Source organism: Candidatus Pelagibacter bacterium nBUS_36 (assembly GCF_051201215.1).
Taxonomy (GTDB): Bacteria; Pseudomonadota; Alphaproteobacteria; order Pelagibacterales; family Pelagibacteraceae; genus Pelagibacter.
Genome location: NZ_CP172839.1, coordinates 738,412 through 761,880, shown reverse-complemented (window position 1 = coordinate 761,880; position 23,469 = coordinate 738,412). Strand labels below are relative to the sequence as shown.

General features: G+C 29.6%; 28 protein-coding genes. 16 read left to right on the top strand and 12 right to left on the bottom strand.

The features are described from left to right. Positions 1–7: 7 nt before the first annotated feature. The 3 genes from ACIJYI_RS04175 to ACIJYI_RS04165 are packed head-to-tail and all read right to left on the bottom strand — an operon-like array spanning position 8 to position 2,223. On the bottom strand, positions 8–457 hold the full coding sequence (locus ACIJYI_RS04175) for a peroxiredoxin (RefSeq protein WP_435113023.1): 450 nt from the start codon (positions 455–457) through the stop codon (positions 8–10). After that, a complete protein-coding gene (locus ACIJYI_RS04170) occupies positions 444–1,451 on the bottom strand; it encodes a glycosyltransferase family 9 protein (RefSeq protein ID WP_435113021.1) in 1,008 nt (335 codons plus the stop codon). Before ACIJYI_RS04170 ends, ACIJYI_RS04175 begins: the two co-directional genes overlap by 14 nt. After that, the gene (locus tag ACIJYI_RS04165; RefSeq protein WP_435113019.1) at positions 1,444–2,223 is read right to left on the bottom strand and encodes an FkbM family methyltransferase; all 780 of its coding nucleotides are present in this window, start codon (positions 2,221–2,223) and stop codon (positions 1,444–1,446) included. Before ACIJYI_RS04165 ends, ACIJYI_RS04170 begins: the two co-directional genes overlap by 8 nt. A gap of 41 nt (positions 2,224–2,264) precedes the next feature. Between ACIJYI_RS04165 and ACIJYI_RS04160 the strand changes: the two genes are divergently transcribed. Further along, a complete protein-coding gene (locus tag ACIJYI_RS04160) occupies positions 2,265–2,648 on the top strand; it encodes a rhodanese-like domain-containing protein (protein WP_435113017.1) in 384 nt (127 codons plus the stop codon). Here the strand turns inward: ACIJYI_RS04160 and ACIJYI_RS04155 are convergent. Both ACIJYI_RS04155 and ACIJYI_RS04150 read right to left on the bottom strand, forming a co-directional pair. Further along, entirely contained in the window at positions 2,645–3,232 is a 588-nt protein-coding gene (locus ACIJYI_RS04155) for a 2-hydroxychromene-2-carboxylate isomerase (protein WP_435113015.1), read from the bottom strand. The genes ACIJYI_RS04160 and ACIJYI_RS04155 overlap by 4 nt on opposite strands. Next, on the bottom strand, positions 3,225–3,698 hold the full coding sequence (locus ACIJYI_RS04150) for an ABA4-like family protein (RefSeq protein WP_435113013.1): 474 nt from the start codon (positions 3,696–3,698) through the stop codon (positions 3,225–3,227). The genes ACIJYI_RS04155 and ACIJYI_RS04150 overlap by 8 nt, the downstream gene beginning before the upstream one ends. 26 nt (positions 3,699–3,724) lie before the next feature. Between ACIJYI_RS04150 and ACIJYI_RS04145 the strand changes: the two genes are divergently transcribed. Then, the gene (locus tag ACIJYI_RS04145; RefSeq protein WP_435113011.1) at positions 3,725–4,288 is read left to right on the top strand and encodes a regulatory protein RecX; all 564 of its coding nucleotides are present in this window, start codon (positions 3,725–3,727) and stop codon (positions 4,286–4,288) included. Here ACIJYI_RS04145 and ACIJYI_RS04140 read toward each other — a convergent pair. From ACIJYI_RS04140 to ACIJYI_RS04130, 3 genes are read right to left on the bottom strand one after another with little or no spacing between them, the layout of a single operon-like run. After that, positions 4,275–4,424: a hypothetical protein gene (locus ACIJYI_RS04140; protein ID WP_435113009.1), complete on the bottom strand. Its 150-nt coding sequence runs from the start codon at positions 4,422–4,424 to the stop codon at positions 4,275–4,277. The two genes, ACIJYI_RS04145 and ACIJYI_RS04140, sit on opposite strands and share 14 nt — an antisense overlap. After that, complete coding sequence (locus ACIJYI_RS04135) at positions 4,424–5,185, bottom strand: 3'(2'),5'-bisphosphate nucleotidase CysQ family protein (RefSeq protein ID WP_435113007.1); 762 nt, start codon at positions 5,183–5,185, stop codon at positions 4,424–4,426. The genes ACIJYI_RS04140 and ACIJYI_RS04135 overlap by 1 nt, the downstream gene beginning before the upstream one ends. Positions 5,186–5,191: 6 nt before the next feature. After that, complete coding sequence (locus ACIJYI_RS04130; protein WP_435113005.1) at positions 5,192–5,359, bottom strand: DUF3553 domain-containing protein; 168 nt, start codon at positions 5,357–5,359, stop codon at positions 5,192–5,194. A 41-nt stretch (positions 5,360–5,400) separates the two neighbouring features. On the opposite strand from ACIJYI_RS04130, the gene mnmA reads away from it, so the two are divergent. From mnmA to ACIJYI_RS04070, 12 genes are all read left to right on the top strand, one after another. Further along, positions 5,401–6,519 (top strand): tRNA 2-thiouridine(34) synthase MnmA, encoded by a 1,119-nt coding sequence (gene mnmA / locus ACIJYI_RS04125; RefSeq protein WP_435113003.1) that lies wholly within the window; start codon positions 5,401–5,403, stop codon positions 6,517–6,519. A 164-nt stretch (positions 6,520–6,683) separates the two neighbouring features. Beyond that, positions 6,684–7,859 carry a trans-sulfuration enzyme family protein gene (locus ACIJYI_RS04120; protein ID WP_435113001.1) on the top strand — a complete coding sequence of 392 codons (1,176 nt, stop codon included), beginning with the start codon at positions 6,684–6,686 and terminating at the stop codon, positions 7,857–7,859. Positions 7,860–7,866: 7 nt separating this feature from the next. After that, complete coding sequence (locus ACIJYI_RS04115) at positions 7,867–9,087, top strand: MFS transporter (RefSeq protein ID WP_435112999.1); 1,221 nt, start codon at positions 7,867–7,869, stop codon at positions 9,085–9,087. A gap of 4 nt (positions 9,088–9,091) precedes the next feature. Beyond that, positions 9,092–10,249 (top strand): chorismate-binding protein, encoded by a 1,158-nt coding sequence (locus ACIJYI_RS04110; protein WP_435112997.1) that lies wholly within the window; start codon positions 9,092–9,094, stop codon positions 10,247–10,249. Further along, positions 10,246–10,803 (top strand): aminodeoxychorismate/anthranilate synthase component II, encoded by a 558-nt coding sequence (locus ACIJYI_RS04105; RefSeq protein WP_435112995.1) that lies wholly within the window; start codon positions 10,246–10,248, stop codon positions 10,801–10,803. Before ACIJYI_RS04110 ends, ACIJYI_RS04105 begins: the two co-directional genes overlap by 4 nt. Further along, positions 10,766–11,536 (top strand): aminotransferase class IV, encoded by a 771-nt coding sequence (locus ACIJYI_RS04100; protein WP_435112993.1) that lies wholly within the window; start codon positions 10,766–10,768, stop codon positions 11,534–11,536. The genes ACIJYI_RS04105 and ACIJYI_RS04100 overlap by 38 nt, the downstream gene beginning before the upstream one ends. Positions 11,537–11,539: 3 nt before the next feature. After that, positions 11,540–11,938: an HIT family protein gene (locus ACIJYI_RS04095; protein WP_435112991.1), complete on the top strand. Its 399-nt coding sequence runs from the start codon at positions 11,540–11,542 to the stop codon at positions 11,936–11,938. Positions 11,939–12,049: 111 nt separating this feature from the next. Continuing rightward, on the top strand, positions 12,050–12,844 hold the full coding sequence (locus ACIJYI_RS04090) for an adenylyl-sulfate reductase (protein WP_435112989.1): 795 nt from the start codon (positions 12,050–12,052) through the stop codon (positions 12,842–12,844). A 33-nt stretch (positions 12,845–12,877) separates the two neighbouring features. Continuing rightward, positions 12,878–13,348, top strand: coding sequence for an adenylyl-sulfate reductase subunit beta (gene aprB, locus ACIJYI_RS04085; RefSeq protein ID WP_435112987.1), 471 nt, complete (start codon positions 12,878–12,880; stop codon positions 13,346–13,348). Continuing rightward, a complete protein-coding gene (gene aprA / locus ACIJYI_RS04080; protein WP_435112985.1) occupies positions 13,348–15,207 on the top strand; it encodes an adenylyl-sulfate reductase subunit alpha in 1,860 nt (619 codons plus the stop codon). Before aprB ends, aprA begins: the two co-directional genes overlap by 1 nt. 20 nt (positions 15,208–15,227) lie before the next feature. Beyond that, on the top strand, positions 15,228–15,578 hold the full coding sequence (locus ACIJYI_RS04075) for a hypothetical protein (protein ID WP_435089484.1): 351 nt from the start codon (positions 15,228–15,230) through the stop codon (positions 15,576–15,578). A 233-nt stretch (positions 15,579–15,811) separates the two neighbouring features. Next, complete coding sequence (locus ACIJYI_RS04070) at positions 15,812–16,891, top strand: sulfite exporter TauE/SafE family protein (RefSeq protein WP_435112983.1); 1,080 nt, start codon at positions 15,812–15,814, stop codon at positions 16,889–16,891. On the opposite strand, the gene ACIJYI_RS04065 is transcribed toward ACIJYI_RS04070, so the two are convergent. The 3 genes from ACIJYI_RS04065 to ACIJYI_RS04055 are packed head-to-tail and all read right to left on the bottom strand — an operon-like array spanning position 16,888 to position 19,434. Beyond that, positions 16,888–17,961, bottom strand: a complete 1,074-nt coding sequence (locus ACIJYI_RS04065) for a YeiH family protein (protein WP_435112981.1) — start codon at positions 17,959–17,961, stop codon at positions 16,888–16,890. The two genes, ACIJYI_RS04070 and ACIJYI_RS04065, sit on opposite strands and share 4 nt — an antisense overlap. 17 nt (positions 17,962–17,978) lie before the next feature. After that, positions 17,979–19,145, bottom strand: a complete 1,167-nt coding sequence (locus ACIJYI_RS04060; RefSeq protein WP_435089260.1) for a UxaA family hydrolase — start codon at positions 19,143–19,145, stop codon at positions 17,979–17,981. Positions 19,146–19,149: 4 nt separating this feature from the next. Beyond that, positions 19,150–19,434 (bottom strand): UxaA family hydrolase, encoded by a 285-nt coding sequence (locus tag ACIJYI_RS04055; RefSeq protein WP_435112979.1) that lies wholly within the window; start codon positions 19,432–19,434, stop codon positions 19,150–19,152. A gap of 114 nt (positions 19,435–19,548) precedes the next feature. On the opposite strand from ACIJYI_RS04055, the gene xsc reads away from it, so the two are divergent. Both xsc and ACIJYI_RS04045 read left to right on the top strand, forming a co-directional pair. Next, positions 19,549–21,333 carry a sulfoacetaldehyde acetyltransferase gene (xsc, locus tag ACIJYI_RS04050; RefSeq protein WP_435112977.1) on the top strand — a complete coding sequence of 595 codons (1,785 nt, stop codon included), beginning with the start codon at positions 19,549–19,551 and terminating at the stop codon, positions 21,331–21,333. 39 nt (positions 21,334–21,372) lie between these two features. After that, positions 21,373–22,677: an NAD(P)/FAD-dependent oxidoreductase gene (locus ACIJYI_RS04045; RefSeq protein ID WP_435112975.1), complete on the top strand. Its 1,305-nt coding sequence runs from the start codon at positions 21,373–21,375 to the stop codon at positions 22,675–22,677. Here the strand turns inward: ACIJYI_RS04045 and ACIJYI_RS04040 are convergent. Further along, entirely contained in the window at positions 22,674–23,462 is a 789-nt protein-coding gene (locus ACIJYI_RS04040) for an FkbM family methyltransferase (RefSeq protein WP_435112973.1), read from the bottom strand. The two genes, ACIJYI_RS04045 and ACIJYI_RS04040, sit on opposite strands and share 4 nt — an antisense overlap. Positions 23,463–23,469: the final 7 nt, after the last annotated feature.

Genomic DNA, 23,469 nt, shown 5'->3' with positions numbered 1-23,469 from the left:
TTATTCATTAAACAAAGGTTTTAAGGGTTTCTAGCACGTCTTGAGCATGATCTTTAACCTTAACATTTTTCCAAATCTTTAATATTTTACCTTTTTTATCAATTAAAAAAGTGGTTCTGATAATTCCCATAAATTCACGGCCCATAAATTTTTTTTTACCCCATACCTTGTACTTTTTGAGAACTTTAATTTCTTCATCAGCTAATAAATCAAATTTTATTTTATATTTTTTGCAAAATTTAGCATGACTTTTTAGACCATCCTTAGAAATACCATAAATTTCACAATCTAATTTTTTAAATTTCGAAAGTAATTTGTTAAAATCATTTGTCTCAATTGTGCAACCAGGAGTATCATCTTTAGGGTAAAAATATAATACCACATATTTACCAATAGAATTTTTTAAAGAATAATCATTTTGATTTGTAGAAGGTAATGTAAAATTAGACGCTTTCATTATTATCCATTTTTTCAATTAGGGTGTCAAAAACTTTTTCTGGTGTAAGGCTTTTCATATTTTTTCTATCTCTTATCCAGGTATTGTCTTGGTACCCTTCAGGTGTGATAAACTTTATTTTACTGTATTTAAGTTCGCTTATTGCGTCATTAGCAATTAAACCAAAAGATTTTACATCTAGGGCTGCAGATAAGTTTAAGGGTCCAGAATTATTTCCCACAAAAAAAATAGAATTTTTTATAGCAGTTATAACTCCAGTTAAATCTTTTTGAGAACAATCTATAAAATAATTTCTTTCAGATATTTCGATTATTTTTTTCGCTATATATGATTTATCAGGACCACAAATTAAATAAATGTAATCAAATAAATTTTTTTCATAAAGAAGATCTGCTAATTTCACAAAGTCCTCTTCATACCACATTTTATAATCCTCAAAAGAGTCAACTCCAAATGCAATTTTTTTACCACCAACTAACAGATCTGAATTATTTTCATTAAATCTTTTGATGTTTACCTCTATTTGTGGATATTGATTATTCAATTTAATGTTATGTAATTCTAATAATTTTTGAGATTGCTCTGAATAACTTAACTTCCAGTCATTATCGCTTAATGTTATATTTGTGGTGAGATATTTTTTTTGATTACCTATACCAGGACCAATAATATTTTTAACTCCTGATAATTTAGCTGCTAAAGCAGGTTTATTTACTTTGTCTAAAATATACACATGGCTATAATTATTTTGTTTAAAAATCTTAATTAATTTCCAAACATCTATCCAATAATAAATACCTTTTCTAAAATTATTGTAATGAATGTTATTAATATGTTTTAAGTCTTTTAAAATATTTTTTGCTTGTGTTTTTTCTCTCAATACAAGATCAACTTCAATTTTATGATGTTCACTAATTGCTTTTATATAAGGTAGCTGCCATATTAGATCACCTAATTTATGATGCGTATAAACTATACAAATTTTGTTATTCATTGAATTCAATTTTGATATCATCTCTTCTTTTAAAATTTTTATAATCCAAACTAATTACCGGATATCTTTTTTTACTTAAAATTTTATTTATCTTAAATTTTTTTGAATTTATCATTGATAATTCAATTACTTTTGGATTTTTATTTTTATCAATTCCCCCATAATTATTTGCATGTATGTGGATAATTTTTAGATCTGATTTTTTTATAAAATTTCTAATTCTTCCTAAATTTTTATGAATGTCATGTAATTCTATTATTAGAAAAGAAATTTTTTTTGAGTTTTTTTTAATATCATTTAATACTTTGTATTCATCTCCTTCAATATCTACTTTCAACACTACATCATTATTTCTATTTAAAGTTTCAGGAATTGTCATTTCTTTATTATTTCTTTTTTTATAAACAATTTTCTTTTCATGGTGTTTGATATTATCTCTAAAAAAAAACATATAATCTAAATATTTAAACACATCTAAAATTTTACCTATTTTTAATTTTTTAAATAACAATAGTGAAATGATGTCTTTTTTAAATCTGTTAACCCAAAATTTCTTATTTACTGTGTGATCGTAAGCAATTATTTGAGTTTCATGATTTTTTTTTAAATAATCTCTTTCAAATTCCCAATCGTCATTTAACCCACATGTAATTAACATTTTACTCTTTTTAAAAATTCTTTTATCAACCACATAACCCCCATCAGTTTTGGGACCAATTCTAACTAAATTGGAATTACTTATTTGATAAGGTTTTAAAAATTTAGGAAGCACAGCAGTTTATTTTATATATAAAATATCATATAATACAAATTATGAATATAAAATCAGCCAATGAATTAGTTAATGAAGCTTTGAAAGAAATAAAAACAATTTCTGCTGAAGAAGCTTTAGAAAATTTTGAAAATGAAAAAATAAATCTTATTGATATTAGAGATATTAGAGAACTTGAAAAAGAGGGGAGAGTTGAAAATTCACATCATATTCCGAGAGGAATGTTAGAATTTTGGATGGATCCTAATAGTCCATATTTCAAACAAGGCAAATTAGATCAAAATAAAGAAATTGTTTTATTTTGTGCTGGTGGCTTAAGATCTGCTCTGGCAGTTAAATCTCTAAAAGAAATGGGTTTTGAAAAAGTATCACACATTGATGGTGGGTTTGGCGCTATTCGACAAAGCAAATTTAAAATAGTTTAATCAACTTTTAATTCTTCAAGAGCATATTCAAGACGATCTTGTCCCCAAAATATTTTATTATTTACTACAAATGTTGGAGAACCAAATATTTCTTTTTGTAAAGCCTCTTCAGTTAATTTCTTTAAATTGTCCTTAATTAATTGATCGTTAATTCCATTAAAAAACTTTACATAATCTATTTTACAAAATTTTAGTAGTTGAATTAATATTTTTTTATCAGACAAATCTAAATTATTTTTCCAATAGGCGTCAAAAAAGATATCTAAATAATTTTTTTTTTCACTTTCAAGCATAAACAAATACCCTCTCATAATATAAAGTGAGTTTATTGGAAATTTTACATTCCAAGTAAAATCAAAATTATTTTTTTTTGAAATTAACTCACAATCATTTTGCATATTTTTCATCTTATATTTATTAAATGCAGGAGGAGCTATTTCTGCTAAATTGTGAAGGCCCCCTAATAAAATAGGTTTATAGTTAAACTGTATTTTATCATTTTTGTTAATCTTCTGTATTTTTTTATGCGCAATGTAAGAGTAAGGACTGATTATATCAAAATAGAAATCTATTTGATTATTCATAGAGATTCATTCTTTTTGCATAAAAAATTCTAATTATCCAATAAATGAAAAGACCAATAGGACCTATCAAATATGTAGTAATTAATGGAACTGCTAAAAGAATTCTATTTATATAAAATTTTTGTGCATCTTTGACAATCCATCCACCCAAAAACAAATTGATTGCAATAAAATGTGTCCAAAAAACCATTACATATAAATTATCCTCAAATAATCTCGAAAGCTCATTTAACCCCAGGTATAAAGAAAAGTTACCATCAAAATCATATCCAGCTAAATAAGATTTGTATAAAATAAATATATAAGCAGCACTTAATATAAAGATTGGAAATATTGATGTAACAAAAAATCTACATATGTGAGATTGTGGAAAGAAGATCAGGATAAACCAAAAAGGAAGAGTGCCTAGGTTGATCCACATATAAAGCACTTCAATTGTGAAGAATGTATAAATTTGTTCGATCATTTAAATATATTATATAAAATCTAACTATGATTCCTATAAGAAATAGAAAAAAAACTCTTCAAGTAACAGTAGAAGAAATGAGAAATTTTGCATTTGCTTATGTTGAGAAATATGCACCCTCAAAACAACAACTAAAGACATATTTATTGAAAAAATACATGAAATTATCTTCATCAGACATAAGAAAAAAAGATGTGAATAAATTAATTGATATTGTTTTACTGGACTTAGAAAAAAATAAATTTGTAAATGATCAATTTTATTCTGAAAGCAAGGCTAAGAGCATGATTCAAAGAGGAAACTCAATTAATAAAATTAGAAACTATTTAGTAGGCAAAGGTATTAATGATGAATTTATTAAAGATACAGTAAATAAAATAAAAGAAGATAACTCTGATCAAGATTTTTTTTCAGCTATAAAAATTTGTAAGAAAAAAAGGATAGGACCAGCAAGGACTGAAGATAATAGAGCTCTGTTTTATAAAAAAGATATTTCCTTATTGGCTAGAAATGGTTTCGATTTTGAGACCTCAAGAAAAGTAATGGATATAGAAAAAGATGAATATCTTAAAATAATTAATCTACTTTAGTTTTTTTATCATTTTCTTCTTCAACTAAATTTTTAATTTTTTGTCTTACATAGTTTTTAACAAATACAAAAACTAATAAACCAAAAATTGAAACAGACACTATTATAATTAGTATAATTCTTAATTGTTCATCCATTATAATATATTTTTGCTTTTTAAAATAAGACTTGGATTTTTTAAATCTTTTTTTCCATACAATATTTCTTTACCATCAAAATCTGTTACTGTTCCACCTGAGTGTTTTAATATTGCATGACCAGCTGCAATATCCCACTCATAAGCTCTTGGTTCTGCAACATAGCCATCATATTCGCCAGAGGCCACAACACAAAACTTAAGTGAACTTTTCATTCTCACATTTTCAACCACACCAATATCTTGATAAATTTTTTGAATTTCAGGTTTTATTTTATTTGAGTAAGAAATAAATTTAATTGGCCTAGCTATAGTATTTTTTTCACTTAAGTTTGTGGTTTTTCCATCACTTAATTCAAAAGCACATCCTTCACCATAAGAATAAAACATTCTTTTTTTGGCAGGCGCATAAATTAATCCTGCTGCAGGCTTGTTATTAATAATTAAACCAGCATTTATTGTGAATTCTTCTAAATCGTTAATATAATCATAAGTACCATCAATTGGATCAACCAACCAAAAATCTTTCAGTTGAGTGTTATCTTTGTTATCAGAAGTTTCTTCAGATATAATTGGGATATCTGGTGTTATCTCAGAAATTTTTTGTGTAATAAATTTATTAACTTCTAAATCTCCATTGCTAACTGGTGTATTGTCAGATTTGATTTCTTTTTTTAAACCCTTTTTCCTAAGATCAATTGAAAGCTCTCCAGCTGATAAAAAAGTATCTATTAAATTTTCAATAATTTTTTTTATCTCCATATAATTCTAATTAATCTTTTTAAGCTCAATATTATTTGCATTTATTACTTTTTTTCCTACATTTTCAAAATTAACAGTCACTTTACCATTTATGATGGATTGGACTTGACCAATACCCCAGTCTTTATTGTTAGGATTAGTGACTTTGTCACCTGGTTCATAATCTAAAATCATTTAATTTAACTTATATTGTAAATAAGTATAAATACCACCTTATGGTTAAAGAATTAAACTCTATTGGAATTGACAAAAAACCAGAAGACACAATAGTAGTTGTTGCTATGTCGGGTGGTGTAGATTCTTCAACAGTTGCCGGTATTATGAAAAATGATGGATATAAAGTAATAGGCATTACTTTAAAACTTTATGATGACGGTAAAGAAGTTGCTGCATCCAAACAATGCTGTTCTGGTCAAGATATAATGGATGCTAAACGAGTTGCTCATAAATTAGGGATTGAGCATAAAATTTTATATTACCAAGATAAGTTCAAACAAGGGGTAATAGATAATTTTGTTGATAGTTATTTAAATGGAGAAACTCCAATACCATGTGTTCAATGCAATCAAACTGTAAAGTTTAAAGATTTGTTTGAAGTTTCAAAAGAGCTTAAGGCAGATGCTTTAGTTACAGGTCATTATGTAAAAAATGTTACATCAAACAATGTTAACAACATGTATAGAGCTATAGATGAAAATAGAGACCAAAGTTATTTTCTATTTAATACAACTCGTGAACAACTAGATTATTTAAGATTTCCTTTAGGTGGTATGCTTAAAGATAAAACAAGAGAGATTGCAAAAGAATTAGATTTAAATGTTGCAGATAAACCTGATAGCCAAGATATTTGTTTTGTTCCTAATGGTGACTATGCATCAGTAATTAGAAAATTTAGACCAGATTCATTTCAAAAAGGTAATATTAAAAATTTGGATGGAAAAGTAATAGGTGTTCATGATGGTATTATTAATTTTACAATTGGACAAAGAAAAGGAATTAAAGTTTCTGATGTAGAGCCTCTTTATGTTCTAAAGATAAATTCAGATAATAATGAAATTATAGTTGGTCCAAAAGAAAACCTTGGAAAAAAAAACATATCTCTTAAAGATCTTAATTTATTAACTGATAAAAAGGATCTTGATAAAAATATATTTGTAAAAGTGAGATCTACTGGAAATCTTCTTGAAGCAAAAGTTGATTTAAAAGCAAATAATACAGCTCATGTTAATTTAACTAATCCTGAAGACGGTATTTCACCAGGGCAGGCATGCGTATTCTACAGCAAAGACCAGTTTGGCCATAGAGTTCTTGGGGGTGGTTGGATTAAAGAATAGAGGAATTATTTCTTCTTGTTTTTTCTCTTTGCTCTTCTCTTTTTAGAGCCTTGTTTTCTTCTACCTCTATGTTTCTTCGGGTAACTCATTAAGTCCTATTTATTAATTTTATTGACGTTTTTTACGGGATATAGCATTGTCTTCTTAACATATCAAATTTTATTATGAGTAATTCTTTTAAAACATTTTTAAAACATACGGCAAAAGACTTTCATAATCAGTCTGTTAATCCACCAATTGTAAGAGCTTCAACGATTATTTTCAAATCGATGCAAGATATTAGAAAAACTCAAGATAAAGCAAAAAAAAACCCTACCGGTGGACATTTTGATTATGGAAGACAAGGGACTTCAACGACTCATATACTTCAACAAATTTTATCAAAACTAGAAGAAAGTTATTTTACCTTTTTAACACCTACTGGATTTGGAGCTGTATTTCTTGCAATTTTTAGTGTCGCAAGACCTGGCGATGAAATTGTAGTAGCTGATCCAGTTTACAGTCCAACACGATTACTATCTCAAGATTTTCTGAAAGAATTTAATATTAAAACCACTTTTTATGATCCACATAATTTAAAGACACTAGAAAAAGCTATTACAAATAAAACAAAATTAATTTTTGTAGAAAATCCAGGAAGTAATACATTTGATTTTCAAGATCTTGGTAAAATTATTTCTATAGCAAAAAAAAATAAAATTTTAACTGCAATTGATAATACATGGGGAACCCCATATTTCTTAAAACCTATTAAGCTTGGTTTTGATATGTCAATTGTGTCTGCAACAAAATATTATTCTGGTCATTCTGATGTAATGGGAGGAAGTTTAGCTGTTAATAAAAAAGTTTTTGCAAAAGTAAAAACTGCAGAACGAGTTACTGGTTTAAGGTTGGGTCCTGATGATGCTTATTTAATTACAAGAGGATTGAGGACGTTAGATGTTCGATTAGATCGACACAGAGAAAATGCAAAAAAAGTTGCAGAGTTTTTATCAAAATTTAAAGATATAAAATTATTGTATCCATATAAAAAAGATTCTTATAATTTTAGAATGTGGAAGAAATATTATTCAGGTGCTTCAGGCTTAATGGGTTTAAGAATTAAAGCCAAAAGTGAAAAAGCAGTTGTTAAATTTGTTAATAATTTAAAATTATTTGGACATGGTTATAGTTGGGGAGGATTTGAAAGTTTGGCATTGCATCAAAATGTTAGAGAACAAGGAAATAGAAGTTATCTTAAATTAGAAAAAAATGAGCATATCGTAAGATTGCATATTGGACTTGAAGATCCTAGCGACCTTATCGCTGATATTAAGCAATCACTAAAACATTTAAAGTAAAATTTGAATGTCTTCTGAAAAATTTATTAAAAATAAAACAGTTCTAATTACTTTAATTTCAGCCTGTTTAATTGTAATCGTTTCCCTTGGAATAAGACAAACATTTGGAATGTTTTATTTTGATTTCTCAACTGATTTAGGAATAACTTTATCTCAGTTTGGTTTTGCATTAGGTCTTCAAATGTTTTTATGGGGAGCTTTTGCACCTTGGTTTGGAGTTATTACAGATAAATATGGAGGACATATAGCTGTATTTATTGGTTTCATTTTTTATCTACTTGGTATTTTGATGTTGGTTTCAGAATACAATACGGGGCTTTATTTTGTTACGGGCATAGGTGTCTTAATAGGTGTAGCGCTGGGAGGAACTGCAATTAGCATCCCAGTTTCTGTGGTTGCAAAACATTTTCCACAATCAAATAGAACTGCTGCAATTGGTATTGTTACTGCAGCTGGCTCCTTTGGTTACTTTGTGTCCCCAGTATTTACAAGATATTCTCTTGTTGAATTTGGTTGGGAAACTACACTTTTAATTTTTGCAGTTTTTATTCTTGCAGGTATGATATTGGCTTTTTATTTAAATACACCAAAAGATGTTGTTGGTGGGATTGTAGACGATAAACAAACAGCAAGCGAGGCACTTAAAGAAGCATTTAAAAGCAAAAGTTTTATATATTTAACTCTAGGCTTTTTTGTTTGTGGATGGCACATTGCTTTAGTTGCAACACACATTCCAATTTATATTAATGATAGAGGATTACCAGAGTGGTGCACAGTGACAATTTTATCAATGATAGGTTTATTTAATATAGCAGGAACATTAACATCGGGATATTTGGCTCAAAAATTTAGTAAAAAAATAATTCTAAGTACAATTTATTTAGCAAGAGGTTTGGTAATAGCTTTATTTATATTTTTACCTTCCAGTCCAATTATTGCAGTGATGTTTGGTATTATGTTTGGTTTTTTATGGCTTTCGACAGTACCACCCACAATGGGATTAGTCGGTCTCATTTTTGGAACAAAATATATTGGATTGTTATATGGAATTGTATTTCTAAGCCATCAAGTAGGATCTTTTTTAGGTGCTTATTTAGGAGGGGTCTTTCATGATCTTTATGGATCTTATGATTATGCTTGGTATATATCTATTGCTTTATCAATTTTTGCAGGTTTGATACACTTACCAATAATAGAAAAACAAGTTGCAAGACTTCAAACAACCTAAACAATTGATAAATAAAAATTATTTAAATAAAATTAATAATTCTAAGAAAGCCTTTATTGTTTACAAGACAATCAAAGGTTTTGATCTTTACACTGACTTTTCAAAAAAAATAATTTTGAATGATAAAAATATTATTAAGTTTTTGAGAACAAAAAATAAATCTAGAAGCAAAAATACTGATTTATTTATAGGCTTTTTTGGTTATGAAATATTAAATAAATTAATTGGAGTTAAGCTACCCAAACAGAAAAGCATTAATTTTCCTAAGGGGATATTTTATAAGCCCGAAACTAAGATTAATTTAAAGGATAATTTGATTTTTAATTCACAAAAAAAAAACAAAATAAACAAGAATTTTAAGATTAACATAAATCAAAATTCATACACAAAAATATTTAATAAATTTAAAAAGAAAATCAAATCTGGTGAAACTTATCAGATTAAAATATGTACAAAATACAAAAATAAATCAACGATTGATCCTTTGGATTTCTTTTGTAGGCTTGCTAAAACAAATTTAGCCCCAGAAGCATTTATGATTAAGGATAAAAATTTTTCGATTATAAGCTGTTCACCTGAAAATTTGATAACAAAAAAAGGTTTATCTATATCAACCAAACCAATTGCTGGAACATTAAGAAAAAATAATAAACTTAATAAAAGTAAGGCTTTAAAATTTTTTAGAAATAATATCAAGGAAACCAAAGAACATAATATGATTGTTGATATGGAGCGAAATGATCTTTCAAGAATATGTGTTCCGGGAAGTGTTAAAATAAAAAAAGAAAAAACTGTTGAAGAATATAAGGATCTTTATCATTATGTAAGTTTAGTCATTGGTAAGTTGAAAAAAAATATAAAAAATTTAGATATAATAAAAGCTATGATGCCAGGAGGCTCTGTGATTGGTTGTCCCAAAATAAGCACACTTAATCTTTTAAATCTTCAAGAAAAAGAAAACAGAAATATATACACTGGAAGTTTTGGTTTTATTAAATTTAATGGTGATATGAGATTTAATATTATTATTAGATCAATCTTAAATTATAAAAATATTTCTGAAATATCAGTTGCATCTGGTGTTGTGATTGACAGTAACGCTAAACATGAATTTAATGAAAACTTTATTAAAGCAAAAGCGCTAATAGATTTGTACAAATGATATATGTAATTGATCATAAAGACTCTTTTACACATAATGTAGTTCATCAATTGTCTTTATTTGATCAAGTAGAATGTGATGATTTTAGTAAAATTAATAAGTCAAAGTTAAATAGATCTTCAACAATTGTTTTTTCTCCAGGTCCAGGTTCACCTAAAGATTACCCGCTTTCGTCAAAGATTTACAATCAGTTTAAAGGTAAAAAAAGAATAATCGGAATATGTCTTGGATTTCAACAAATATTATTTAGCGAAGGTGCAAATATAATTGAGCAAAGCAAAATTTATCATGGGTTTCAATCAGATGTAATAGTGAGTAAATCTAGTAAATTATTCAAACCTGGTCAAAAATTTAAAGTAGGTCGTTACCATTCTTTAAAATTACAAGAGCCGTTTAAAGCTGAAAATTTTGACATAACGATGAGATGTGCTATTTCAGGAGCCGCAATGTCATTTGAAAACAACATTGATAAAATATATGGATTTCAATTTCACCCAGAGTCATTTCTTACAATAAATGGTAAATTACTTATTAAAAAAATCTTATCGACTTAAAGATCTCAAAGAAATCGAGTTCAAAGATCTTTGGGGTGATAACGGTGTATTTACTACAATGTGGATTTTTGGATCTCCTCCAAAAATTTTATTTTTTAGAGATCATATTAACAATTTAATTAAATCTACTAAGGCTTACTCTATTTTAAAACCATCTATAAGATCTGATATTTTAAAATTGATTAAAGAGAATTTAGATAGCAAAATTAAATATAATCACTTGTTAAGAGTAGCTGTTACCAAAAATACTTTATCAATTTCTCTGCGTAAAAGAATTAAGCCAAATTTAAATTTTAACTTAAAATTAGTTAACCTCAAACGACAAAAACCAGAATTTAAAAACTTGAAATATAAAAAAATTTTAAAGTATTTATCAAAACTTGATAATTCTAAATCTGATATTGGGCTGTGTTCTAATAAAAAAATTTTTGAAACAGGAACTTCAAATATACTTTTTGTTAAAAATAAAAAGATCTTTTCACCAATTAATAAATTTTATAGAGGAATTACATATAAGTTTTTTAAGTCAAAAATTAAGAATATTATTAAAAAGGATATTCTAATAAATTCTTTGAATGAATTTGATGAAATTATTTTGATAGGTTCTGGAAAAGGAATTGCTTCAGTTAAAACAATTAACCAAGTAAATTGGAAAAGAAAAGAATTAAAAATTTATAATCAATTATTAAAGTATTTTAATTCAGCTATAAATAAGTGTCCAAAATATAAATAAATTATGAAAGACCCTAATAATCCTTGTTTGTTTTGTAATTCAAAAGCCAGTGGTATTGCGTATGAAAATGAATTGGCATATGCAAGTTATGATACTTATCCAGTTTCAAATCATCATTGTCTAATAATTCCAAAAAGACATTTAATTGATTACTTTGAACTAACTAATGAAGAGTTAATCGCATGCAATGATCTAATTAAAAAGATCAAAGAAGAAATTCTAAGTAAAGACAATACTGTAAAAGCTTTCAATGTCGGAACGAACGCTGGTAAAATAGCAGGCCAATCAATTATGCATTGCCACATTCATTTAATTCCGAGAAGGGAAAATGATGTTGAGAATCCTCAAGGTGGTGTGAGGTCAGTGATCCAAAAAAATCAACACTACAAGCGTAAAATTTAAATTATAGGTTGTTATTAAAGACAAATTGACCAATACTTAGGGTTGATCTAGCTAAACATCTAGATTAGAAAACTCTTTAATTAATTCAAAAAAATTTAACACAAGGGTAAAATGTTAGAGACTAATCCATTTTCAATACTAGCTGAGACAGTATCTCCATTTGCTATGCAATCTTTTATTATAGCAATGATTGCATTAATTGCGCTAGGTACAATCATTCAAATGATACATCATAAAAATTTGACGTATTTTTTAAATAATGCAAAAAAAGCTAAGCTTCAGGCAACTAGAGAAATAGGAGCAGGTGAAAAAGTATCCATAATTGCAAAAACAACTGTCGTTGATATTGGAACTACAGCTGAACTTGGATTTGGAAAGCGAAGATTATCTCATGTACTTGGAATGTATGGCACAATTATTTTTTGGGTGTCTTCAGCAGTATTAGTATTTTGTTATACAGGTGCTGATAAGTCGTCATCATCTATGTGGTCAATGTTATGGCATGTTGGTGCTATTTTGACATGTGTGGGTGGATATTGGTTTTGGTTTTTCTTAAGAGTCGATGTTTCGGCTGAAGCTCATCCTTGGTATAGAATAATCAAAGCAGATTTATTTGTATTAGCACTATTAGCATGCTCGACTTTTGGACTGGCTTGGTCATATACTCAATCTAATGGTCAGACAGAACTTTCTTTTTTATTTTTAGCTTTATTTGTTGTTTCAAATTTAGTTTTATTTGGAGGAGTTTATTGGTCAAAATTTGCACACATGTTTTACAAGCCTGGTGCTGCAATACAAAAAAATCTAGCTGAAGCTGATGGGTCTAGAGATAATTTACCACCACCAGCAGATGCACCTGAACAGTTTGGTTTAGGAATTAAAAGAGAACAACCTAAACATTATTAATTATGAAAATTTTAAATAAGGAGAAAAGATAATATGTCAACATTTGTATACATGACTAGATGTGATGGCTGTGGTCATTGCGTGGATATTTGCCCATCTGATATAATGCATATCGATGAAAACATCAGACGTGCAAAAAACATTGAACCTAACTTTTGTTGGGAGTGTTATTCGTGTGTTAAAGCATGTCCAAATCATGCAATTGATGTTAGAGGTTATGCTGATTTTGCTCCAATGGGACACAGTGTTAGAGTAAGAAGAGAAGAAGAAAAAGGAACAATCTCTTGGAAAATTAAATTTAGAAATGGAACAGAGAAAGATTTTGTTTCACCAATTACAACAAAACCTTGGGGGAAATTTATTCCAAAACTTGCAGATGGTGAAAAACCAAATCAAGGAGAAATCAATTCTCAAAGATTATACACTGAACCTCAAGGACTTAATATAGATGGTGAATTGCCAGTTGTACCTAAAGATTCATTTAAAAAAGGAGTTTACTATTAATGGCTAAACATAAAACACATTACGAAGATTGCGATGTTCTAGTTGTTGGTGGTGGTATGGCCGGAACTGGTGCCACTTTTGAAGCAAGACATTGGGGCAGAGACATGAAAATTATTTGTGTTGAAAAAGCTAATATCGATAGAAGTGGAGCTGTTGCTCAAGGCCTTTATGCTATCAACTGTTACATGGGTATGCAGTGGGGTGAAAATCAACCTGAGGACCATGTTAGATATGCGAGAAATGACCTTATGGGAATGGTTAGAGAAGATTTAGGTTATGATATGGCTCGTCATGTAGACTCAACTGTTCATATGTTTGATGAATGGGGTCTTCCAATGATGAAAAATGAAGAGACTGGCAGATACCTTAGAGAAGGTAAATGGCAAATTATGATTCATGGTGAGAGTTACAAACCAATCGTTGCGGAAGCAGCAAAAAAATCAGCAGACAAAATTTACAATAGAATTATGATCACTCATCTTTTAATGGATGAAACTCAAGAAAACAGAGTCGGTGGTGCTGTTGGATTTAATATGAGAACAGGTGATTTTCATGTATTCAGAGCAAAAGCCGTAATAGTTGCAGCTGGTGGTGCTTCTCACATATTCAAACCAAGAGCTGTTGGTGAAGGTATGGGAAGAACTTGGTATGCTCCCTGGAGTAATGGTTCAGCTTATGCTTTACCGATTGCAGCTGGAGCAAAAATGACACAAATGGAAAACAGAATTGTGTTATGTAGATTTAAAGATGGATACGGACCAGTTGGTGCATATTTCTTACATTTAAAAACTTATACTCAAAATGCTAATGGTGAGAACTACGAAAAGAAATGGTATGACCAAACTAAGGAATTAGTAGGTGAATATATTGATCACCATCCTACACCCACTTGTTTAAGAAACCATGCTTTTATTCAAGAAACAATGGCAGGTGGTGGGCCAATTCATATGGTCACAACTGAGGCTTTTCAAGATCCTCACTTAGAAACTGTTGGTTGGGAAAACTTCTTAGGAATGACTGTTGGTCAAGCTGTAGTTTGGGCTTCTCAAAATATTGATCCAAAGTACACTAACCCAGAATTGACAACTTCTGAGCCATATGTAATGGGATCACATGCTACTTGTTCAGGGGCTTGGGTCAGCGGTCCAGAAGATTTATCTCCACCAGAATATTTCTGGGGTTATAACAGAATGCTTACAATTGATGGACTATTTGGAGCTGGAGATACTGTAGGTGGAAGTGCGCATAAATTTTCATCAGGATCTTTTACTGAAGGTAGATTAGCGGCAAAAGCAGCAGTTAAATATATCGAAGATAAAAAAGCTGATGGCTTGAAAGTATCTGATAAACAGTGCGAAGATTTTAAGGAAAAGGTCTTTAAACCGCTTGAAACATATACAGTTGCACAAAATGAAATTACTGGAGGAACAGTTTCTCCAAGCTATATTTCACCAATCCAAGGTTTACAGCGTCTACAAAGAATTATGGACGAATATGTGGGTGGTATTGCAACTAATTATATGACTAACGCTAATATGCTTAAAAGAGGTTTAGAGCTTTTAGCTTGGTTAGAAGAAGATTTAGAAAATGTTGGAGCAGAAGATTATCACCAGCTTATGAGAGCTTGGGAGCTAAAACATAGAGCTTTAACTTCTCAGTGTGTAACCGAACATACTATGTTTAGAGAAGAAACTAGATGGCCTGGTTACTACTATAGAGGTGATCACATGAAACTAGACGATGATAATTGGCATTGTTTAACAGTTTCTAGAAGAGATCCTCAAACTGGTAAGTTTAGTATGGAGAAAGTTCCTGTCTACCATATCGTGGATGAGAACGAGAAGAAAAAAGCTTCATAGTAATTCTGTAAGATTAGCATATGGATATTTTGTCAAAAACTGACGATGAGGTTTATGAATTAGCTAAACCTATATGGGATAATTTAGTTAAATCATCAAATCTAAAAGATTACGGTGGATTTACTAAAGATTTTTCAACTCAAATGCTTTTTGGGGCGAATGAAGTTGAACTAGGTAAACAGTGGGCTAATAACAAGATAATCACTAATTTAAAAGAAACCTTCGAGCCTTTTGGCTGCCTAAGAAGAGGTGTTCATGTCACTGTACTTATTAAGCAAACCAATAAAGAAATTTCAGGAGAATTTCTTGGTCGTCTGGTTCTGGGTGAGGAAGATGGAGTTATTAAAGTCTTTGGTGCTACAATTTACTAGAATATAAAAATTGATATATAATCTAATATTTATTTGACAAATATTGTTACGGGTGTATTTACGGTTGTAATGCAACTTTCCAACTTAAAAATCATAAACAAAATATTTAACGCTAAAATAATTATTATTAAAACAGGTATATTCTTAAGCCTTGCCACTTATTGGGGTGTTATTTTAGTTGGAACTTTTATCACTTTTAATTAAGTTGTTTTTTAACAACATTTGAAATTTTTATGGAAGTATTTTTACCAATCGCTCAAGTATTTGTTAATCCAATTGAAATACTTTTGTTGAGTGCAATCGTTGGAGTACTTTCAGGTTTGTTTGGAGTTGGTGGTGGTTTTTTAATGACACCATTTTTAATTTTTTTAGGTGTTCCTCCAGCCTATGCAGTCGCAAATGAAGCTAACAATATTCTTGCGACATCAGTATCTGGATCCACAACACATTATTTAAAAGATACCTTAGATTATAAATTAGGCTTGATGATTGTAATTGGTGGTGCTGTTGGTACGACACTTGGTATTTATACGTTTACTTATTTTAAAGGGATAGGAAAAATAGATACAGTTATTTCTTTAGCGTATATGTATATTTTAGCAATTATTGGAACTTTGATGTTGGTAGAAAGTCTAGGAGAAATTGATAAAGCTAAAAGAAACCTTTTAGTTAAAAAAAAATTACACGTTCATTATTGGATACACGGTCTTCCTTTTAGAATGAGATTTCCTAAATCAAAATTATATGAAAGTGCGTTTACTCCAATTATAATTGGTTTACTTGTAGGATTTATAGCTGCTATCATGGGTATAGGTGGAGCTTTTATTTTAGTACCTGCTATGATTTATATTATTAAGATGCCAACCAAATTAGTTCCAGGTACCTCACTTTTTGTAACTATTTTTGTAAGCGTAATAGTTACTTTTCTTCATTCATTTAATTATGGATCAATAGATTTATTACTTGTGTTTATGTTAGTTGTTGGATCAATTGTAGGTGTACAAATTGGTCAAAAACTTGGTGAAAAAATTGACAGTTCTGGACTTAAAGCTCTACTTGCAATTTTATTATTAATTGTTGGTATAGCTATTGCCTATGACACATTTTTTGCAGAACAAGTTGCAGAGGAAATAATCAAGATTTCAAATGAAGATTTAAATTTCTTCTCATTATTTATTTTAGAATTTTCTAAAGATATGCCGTTCTTTTATGGTTTATTTTCAATTATGTTTGCGGTTTTTCTAGGAGTTGGTGCTGCTTTTATAAGACGATTTTTTTCAAATTTAAGAAAAAAATTATTATTAAAATCTTAATTTAAAAAGTTTAAATAAATCTCTATAGTTAAAATACTAACTACACCAACTGTCGCCATTCCAATAAAACCTACAACAAATGGTTTGTAACCCATACTTTTAAGATCTTTAAGATTGGTTGATAAACCAATAGCTGCCATAGCCATCGTTAAAAATACTTTTGATAATGATTTAATAGTTAGCACTGTATTGAGCCATAAGTCATTATAAGACACTAAAAAAAATTGATCTCCAATATTCCTTAAAACAATCATTCCCACAAAACCTAATACAAAATAAGGAAAAATGGCTATTATTGAGTAGTCTTTTTTAATAACGTTGTTTCTATTATAAAGAAATGCAAATAGCGGAATCATTATAACTAAAAATGTATTTCTTATTAATTTTGTAACTGTTGCGACATTCATAGTTTCTGGACTATTAAATTGTTGATCGTAAATAAGTCCAGCGGCTGCTACTTGAGATGTTTCGTGTATTGATGTACCTAAAAATAAACCAACATATAATGGTTCAGCATCAAAATAAAAATTAGCAAAATAAGGATAAATTAACATTGATAAAATTCCAAACAAAGTAATGTTTGCTATGGCGTAAGAAACCTCATTTTTCCTAGCACCAATTACAGGAGCTGCTGCCATTATAGCTGTTGTTCCGCAGACAGTGCTGCCTATAGATATAAGATAAGCCATTCTTGTTGGTATTTTGAGTTTTTTAATCAAGAGTTTAATTACTATCAGTACACTAATAATGCAGATAGCAATCAAAGGTATTGCAATTGAACCAAATTCTAAAAATTCAAAAGGCTTTAACTGAATTCCTAAACAAATAATACCAAACTTTAAAATATATTTTTGAGTAAAATCTAAACCTTTTATAAAACTATCTCTCATCTGAAATATGTTTCCAAAAAACATTCCCAGTAAAATAGCAATCATAGCAGTTGATATTGGGCTTTTTTCATAACCCAAAAGTTCAATTCCGATAATGTTATTAAATCCCTGAGAAAGTGTGTAAAGAACAAAAGCTAAAACAATACCAGGTAGTACTACCAGGTATTGTTTGAAATTCATAAGAAAGTTAAGATTGGTTAAGCACTTCTGTAAAGTTTAGTCATTACAAATTCTTTATGACCTAAAGCTTCTGCACAAGTTAATCTTCCGTTTGCTACTCTCAATGTTGTTTTAATTAACTCATCTCCCGCTTGAGACATATTCATTTCACGAGTTAATATTTTTGAAACATCGCAATCAATATGCTCACCCATACCTTTTACAGTTAATGGATTAGCAGTTAACTTAACAACAGGTTCAATTGGATTACCAACAATGTTACCTTGACCTGTTGGGAATAAATGAATGTTAAATCCTGCTGCAGCTTGAAGTGTGACGCACTCTGCAGCTGCTGAAGAGGTATCCATAAAGTATAAACCTTTACCTTTAGTTGGTTCTTCTGCTGGTTCTAAAACATCAATAAATTTACAATTTCCAATTTTTTGAAAGTTTCCAAATGCTTTTTCTTCAATTGTAGTTAGTCCACCTGCAATGTTTCCAGCTGTTGGTTGACTTTCCGAAAGATCATCTGTTGCTTCTTTTAAAATAAAATCATTATAAGAATTCCAAGTTTTCATAAATTTATCTGAAGCTTCAGGAGTTGCACCTCTAGTTGCACAAACTTGTTCAGCACCAGTTAATTCTGATGTTTCTCCAAAACATAAATGAACACCCATTGGCTCCAATTTATCCATTAAATTACCAACTGTTGGGTTTGCAGCTAATCCAGATGTTGTATCAGATTCACCACATTTCACTGAAATCCAAAGATCACTCATTGGACACTCTTCTCTTTGTTTTTCTGAAGCCCACATTACAAATTCTTGAGCTTTTTTAGAAGCTTTCATTGTAGTTCCAATGTCTCCAGTTCTTTCAATATGAAATCCTTCAACTGGTTTTCCAGTTTTAGCTATTCCATCAACAATTTTTTTTGTCCATTTTGGCTCAATACCAATAACTATCACAGCTGCAACATTTGGATTACATCCTGTTCCAATCATAGTTCTAAAATGAAGCTCTAAATCAGCTCCAAACTGAAGTCTTCCATATGAGTGAGGAAGAGCTATTGTTCCTTTAATATTGTTTGCTACAGCTTCAGCACAAGCGTTAGAAATATCATCAACAGGTAGTATGATTACGTGATTTCTTGTTCCGGCTCTGCCGTTTTCTCTTTTATAACCTAAAAAACTTTTTGGAATTTCCATATTATTACCACTTCTTTGTTTTTACATTGTGAACATGAACGTGTTCACCTTTTTTAATTGATTTAACCACTTTACCAATATCGTGACCGTACTTGAGGATTGTGTCACCCTCATTTAGATCAACCATCGCAATTTTATGCCCTAAAGGGATTTCGTCTACTGATTGAATTTTTGTTGAGCTGTCATCTTCCATTATCCAGCATGCACAGTCTTGTTTTGGAGTGATTTTTTCAATAACAACTACTCCTACGTTGTCTTTTTTGTCATGAATTATAATATCTGTAGCCATAATTATTGTGTCGATTTGTTTGTTTGAAATTTGTAAAATCTTATATATTAATCCCAAAAATTAACAAACGAATTTTAAATATTTTAAATTTTACTTTAGAGAGGTTCTAGTTTTATGACAAAAATGACAACAGAAGAAGCTTTTGTAAAAGTTTTACAAATGCATGGTATTGAACACGCGTTCGGAATTATTGGTTCAGCTTTTATGCCAATCTCAGATATTTTTCCTGATGCAGGAATCACTTTTTGGGATGTTGCTCATGAAACTAATGGTGGGTTAATTGCTGATGGTTATACAAGAGCGACTGGAAAAATGTCTATGGTAATTGCTCAAAACGGACCTGGTATCACAGGTTTAGTTACACCAATTAAAACTGCATACTGGAATCACACTCCACTTTTATTAGTTACACCTCAAGCAGCAAACAAAACTATGGGTCAAGGTGGTTTTCAAGAAGTTGAACAAATGAATTTATTTAAAGATATGGTTTGTTATCAAGAAGAAGTTAGAGATCCTTCAAGAATGGCAGAAGTGTTAAATAGAGTTATTGAAAAAGCAATCCGAGGATCAGCTCCTGCACAAATAAATGTACCAAGAGATTATTGGACACAAGTAATTGATATTGATCTGCCACCAATCGTAAGATTAGAAACACAAGGTGGGGGTGTTGATGCAATTAAAAAAGCTGCTGACTTATTATCTAACGCTAAATTTCCAGTAATTTTATCTGGCGCAGGCGTTGTAATTGGTGGAGCTATTGAGGATTGTAAAAAACTTGCTGAAAAATTAGATGCACCAGTTTGTTCTGGTTATCAACACAACGATAGTTTTCCAGGAAGCCATCCATTAGCTGCAGGTCCATTAGGATACAATGGTTCAAAAGCTGGAATGGAATTAATTCAGAAAGCTGATGTGGTTTTAGCACTAGGTACAAGATTAAATCCTTTTTCAACATTACCAGGCTATGGAATGGATTACTGGCCAAAAGATGCAAGCATTATTCAAGTAGATATGAACTCTGATAGAATAGGTTTAACTAAGAAAGTTTCAGTTGGAATTTGTGGTGATGCTAAATTAGTTGCTCAACAACTTCTTGCTCAACTATCACCAACAGCAGGTGACACAGATAGACAACAAAGAAAAGATATCATTCATCAAACTAAATCTGCCTGGTTACAAAAATTATCGAGTCTTGATCATGAGGACGATGATAAGGGTACTGTTTGGAATGAAGAAGCTAGAAAAAGAGATGCAGATAGAATGTCTCCTAGACAAGCTTGGAGAGCAATTCAAGCTGGTATGCCAGAAGATGTAATTATTTCAAGTGACATTGGAAACAATTGTGCAATTGGAAATGCTTACCCAACTTTTGAAAAAGGAAGAAAATATTTAGCTCCAGGATTATTTGGTCCTTGTGGTTACGGTTTTCCTTCAATTTTAGGTGCTAAAATTGGTTGTCCAGATACTCCAGTAATAGGTTTCGCTGGTGATGGTGCTTTTGGTATTAGCATGAATGAAATGAGTTCATGCGCAAGAGAAGAGTGGCCGGCAATTGCAATGGTTATATTTAGAAATTACCAGTGGGGTGCTGAAAAAAGAAATACTACACTTTGGTATGACAATAACTTTATTGGTACAGAGCTTGATCCAGAATTAAGTTACGCTAAAGTTGCTGATGCATGTGGATTAAAAGGAGTTTCAGTTAGAACGATGGAAGAAACTACAGCAGCTATTAAGCAATCTTGCGAGGATCAAAAGAAAGGAATTACAACATTTATTGAAGTAATTCTAAACCAAGAGCTTGGTGAACCATTTAGAAGAGATGCTATGAAGAAACCAGTTAAAGTTGCTGGTATCAATAAAGCAGATATGAAGAAGCAACCTTCTTTAAACTCTTAAAATCTTTTAAAAATATTACAATTATCGTAAAGTCACTTCATGGAAGTGACTAACGATAATACCTGTGGTTGGATTAAAGATTTAATTCCTAGGACAAATATTGAAACTCTTAAATCCAATGATGATTGTGACTGGCTTGTAATAGGAGCTGGGTATACAGGTTTATCTGCTGCAAGAAAATTAGCACAATTACACCCAAATCAAAAAATTATATTAGTAGATGCACAATTAGCAGGTGAGGGTGCAAGTAGTAGAAATTCAGGATATTTAGTTGATACTACACTTAATGATGGCTTCACATCTAACAAAGAATTGGAAAGTTATAAAAAAAAAACTGACATTTATGATCTAGGTATAAATATTGTTAAAAAATTTATTAACGAACATCAAGTTGATTGTGATTGGAATGAATGTGGTAAATATTTTGCATCTTCAAAAGTAATTGATCAAGAAGTTTTAGCAAATTTTTCAAACACACTCTCTAAATTAGGTTTTGAAAATAATCTATTTTTTAAAAGTGATTTATCAAAAAAATTAGGCACTAGTTTTTACAATGTTGCTCTTCATACTAAAGGAGGAATTTTATTACACCCAGGTAAATTAGTTAGAGCTATGATTGATGTCTTGCCAAATAATGTTATTTTATATGAAAACACTTCTCTATTAAGCTGGAATAAAAACAAAGACAATATTTCTTGTAAATTTAAAAATGGTAAAATTACTACCAATAAAATTATTTTTGCCACAAATGGATTTTTAAAATCTCTAGGAATTAAACGAAACTATAATTTTCCAATTACATTAACTGCAAGTATGACAAGACCATTAAATGATAATGAATATGAGTTAATTGGAAAACCTAAAGAGTGGGGAGTATTACCAGTAAGACCAATGGGTGCTACAATAAGAATGACAAAAGATAGAAGAATTTTAATAAGAAATACTGCAGAGGTACACAATCCTTTTAAAATGATTAAATCGGAATTAGATAAAAGATCTATTAATCAAAAAATCGGAATTAAAAAAAGATTTCCACAACTGCCAGATAATATTGTTCAATCATCATGGTCTGGTATTGTTTCTAGGACACGAAATAGTTCACAGATTTTTGATAAAATCGATAAAAACATATTTGTAGCTGGCTGTTATAACGGATCAGGAATAGGCGTTGGGACTTTATTTGGAGAACAGATTGCCATTAAAGCAAGCAATGAAAATTCTGATGAGATCAAAACTATTGAAGCAAGAAGTAAACCAACCTGGTTACCACCACAACCCTTTTTAAATTTAGGCGTTAAAACCAGATTATTATATGAACGACTAAGAGCTAAAACAGAAATTTAATTTTTTGGTAAAATTAAATAATTATAATAATCAATCTTCTTAACTATATAATAATCAATTTCATTTATAAAATCTTCAAAGTCTTTAAATGAATATTTTAATTCTTCTGCAAATTCTGGAGTGTACTCAAAAACAATTGGCATTTTATGAGTTTTAATTGTTCTTTTTGCACCTTTAAGAGCCATTAAATCATAGCCCTGAATATCAATTTTCATAAAAGAAATTTTTTTATCATAATCAAAGTCATCAATTTTCTTAACTTCTACTTCTTCATAATTTTTCTTTGAATCATTTTCAGCTTTTTCTATTTTATTTGAACCATACGTATTATAGTTTTTTAAATTTGCAGATTGTATTTTAAATTTAATATTACTTTCGTCACTGATTATATGATTAAGAGGCTTTGCATTAGCATTATTTAATTTAATGTTTTTTTTTAATATTTCATAGATATATTGTGATGCTTCAAAACAATAAACCTCAACATTTGGAAAAGTTTTTGAAAATAAAATTCCCAATTGACCAAAATTTGAACCTAAATCTAAAACTATTGTGTTGGGTTTTATATATTTTTTTGCAAGTTCAAGTATGTGTGCATCAAAAATTTGATCAGCTATAATTGTATTTCTAATTATATCTTTAATCGCATATTGAGGAAGATAATAACTTCCAGTTTTTGTATGATAAATTTTTAGTTTTTTTATATTAAAAATTTTATATCTCAAAAATTTAGGCAAAAAATAAACATATCTTTTTGATTCTATAAATTTTTTAAATATATTCATATTTAAT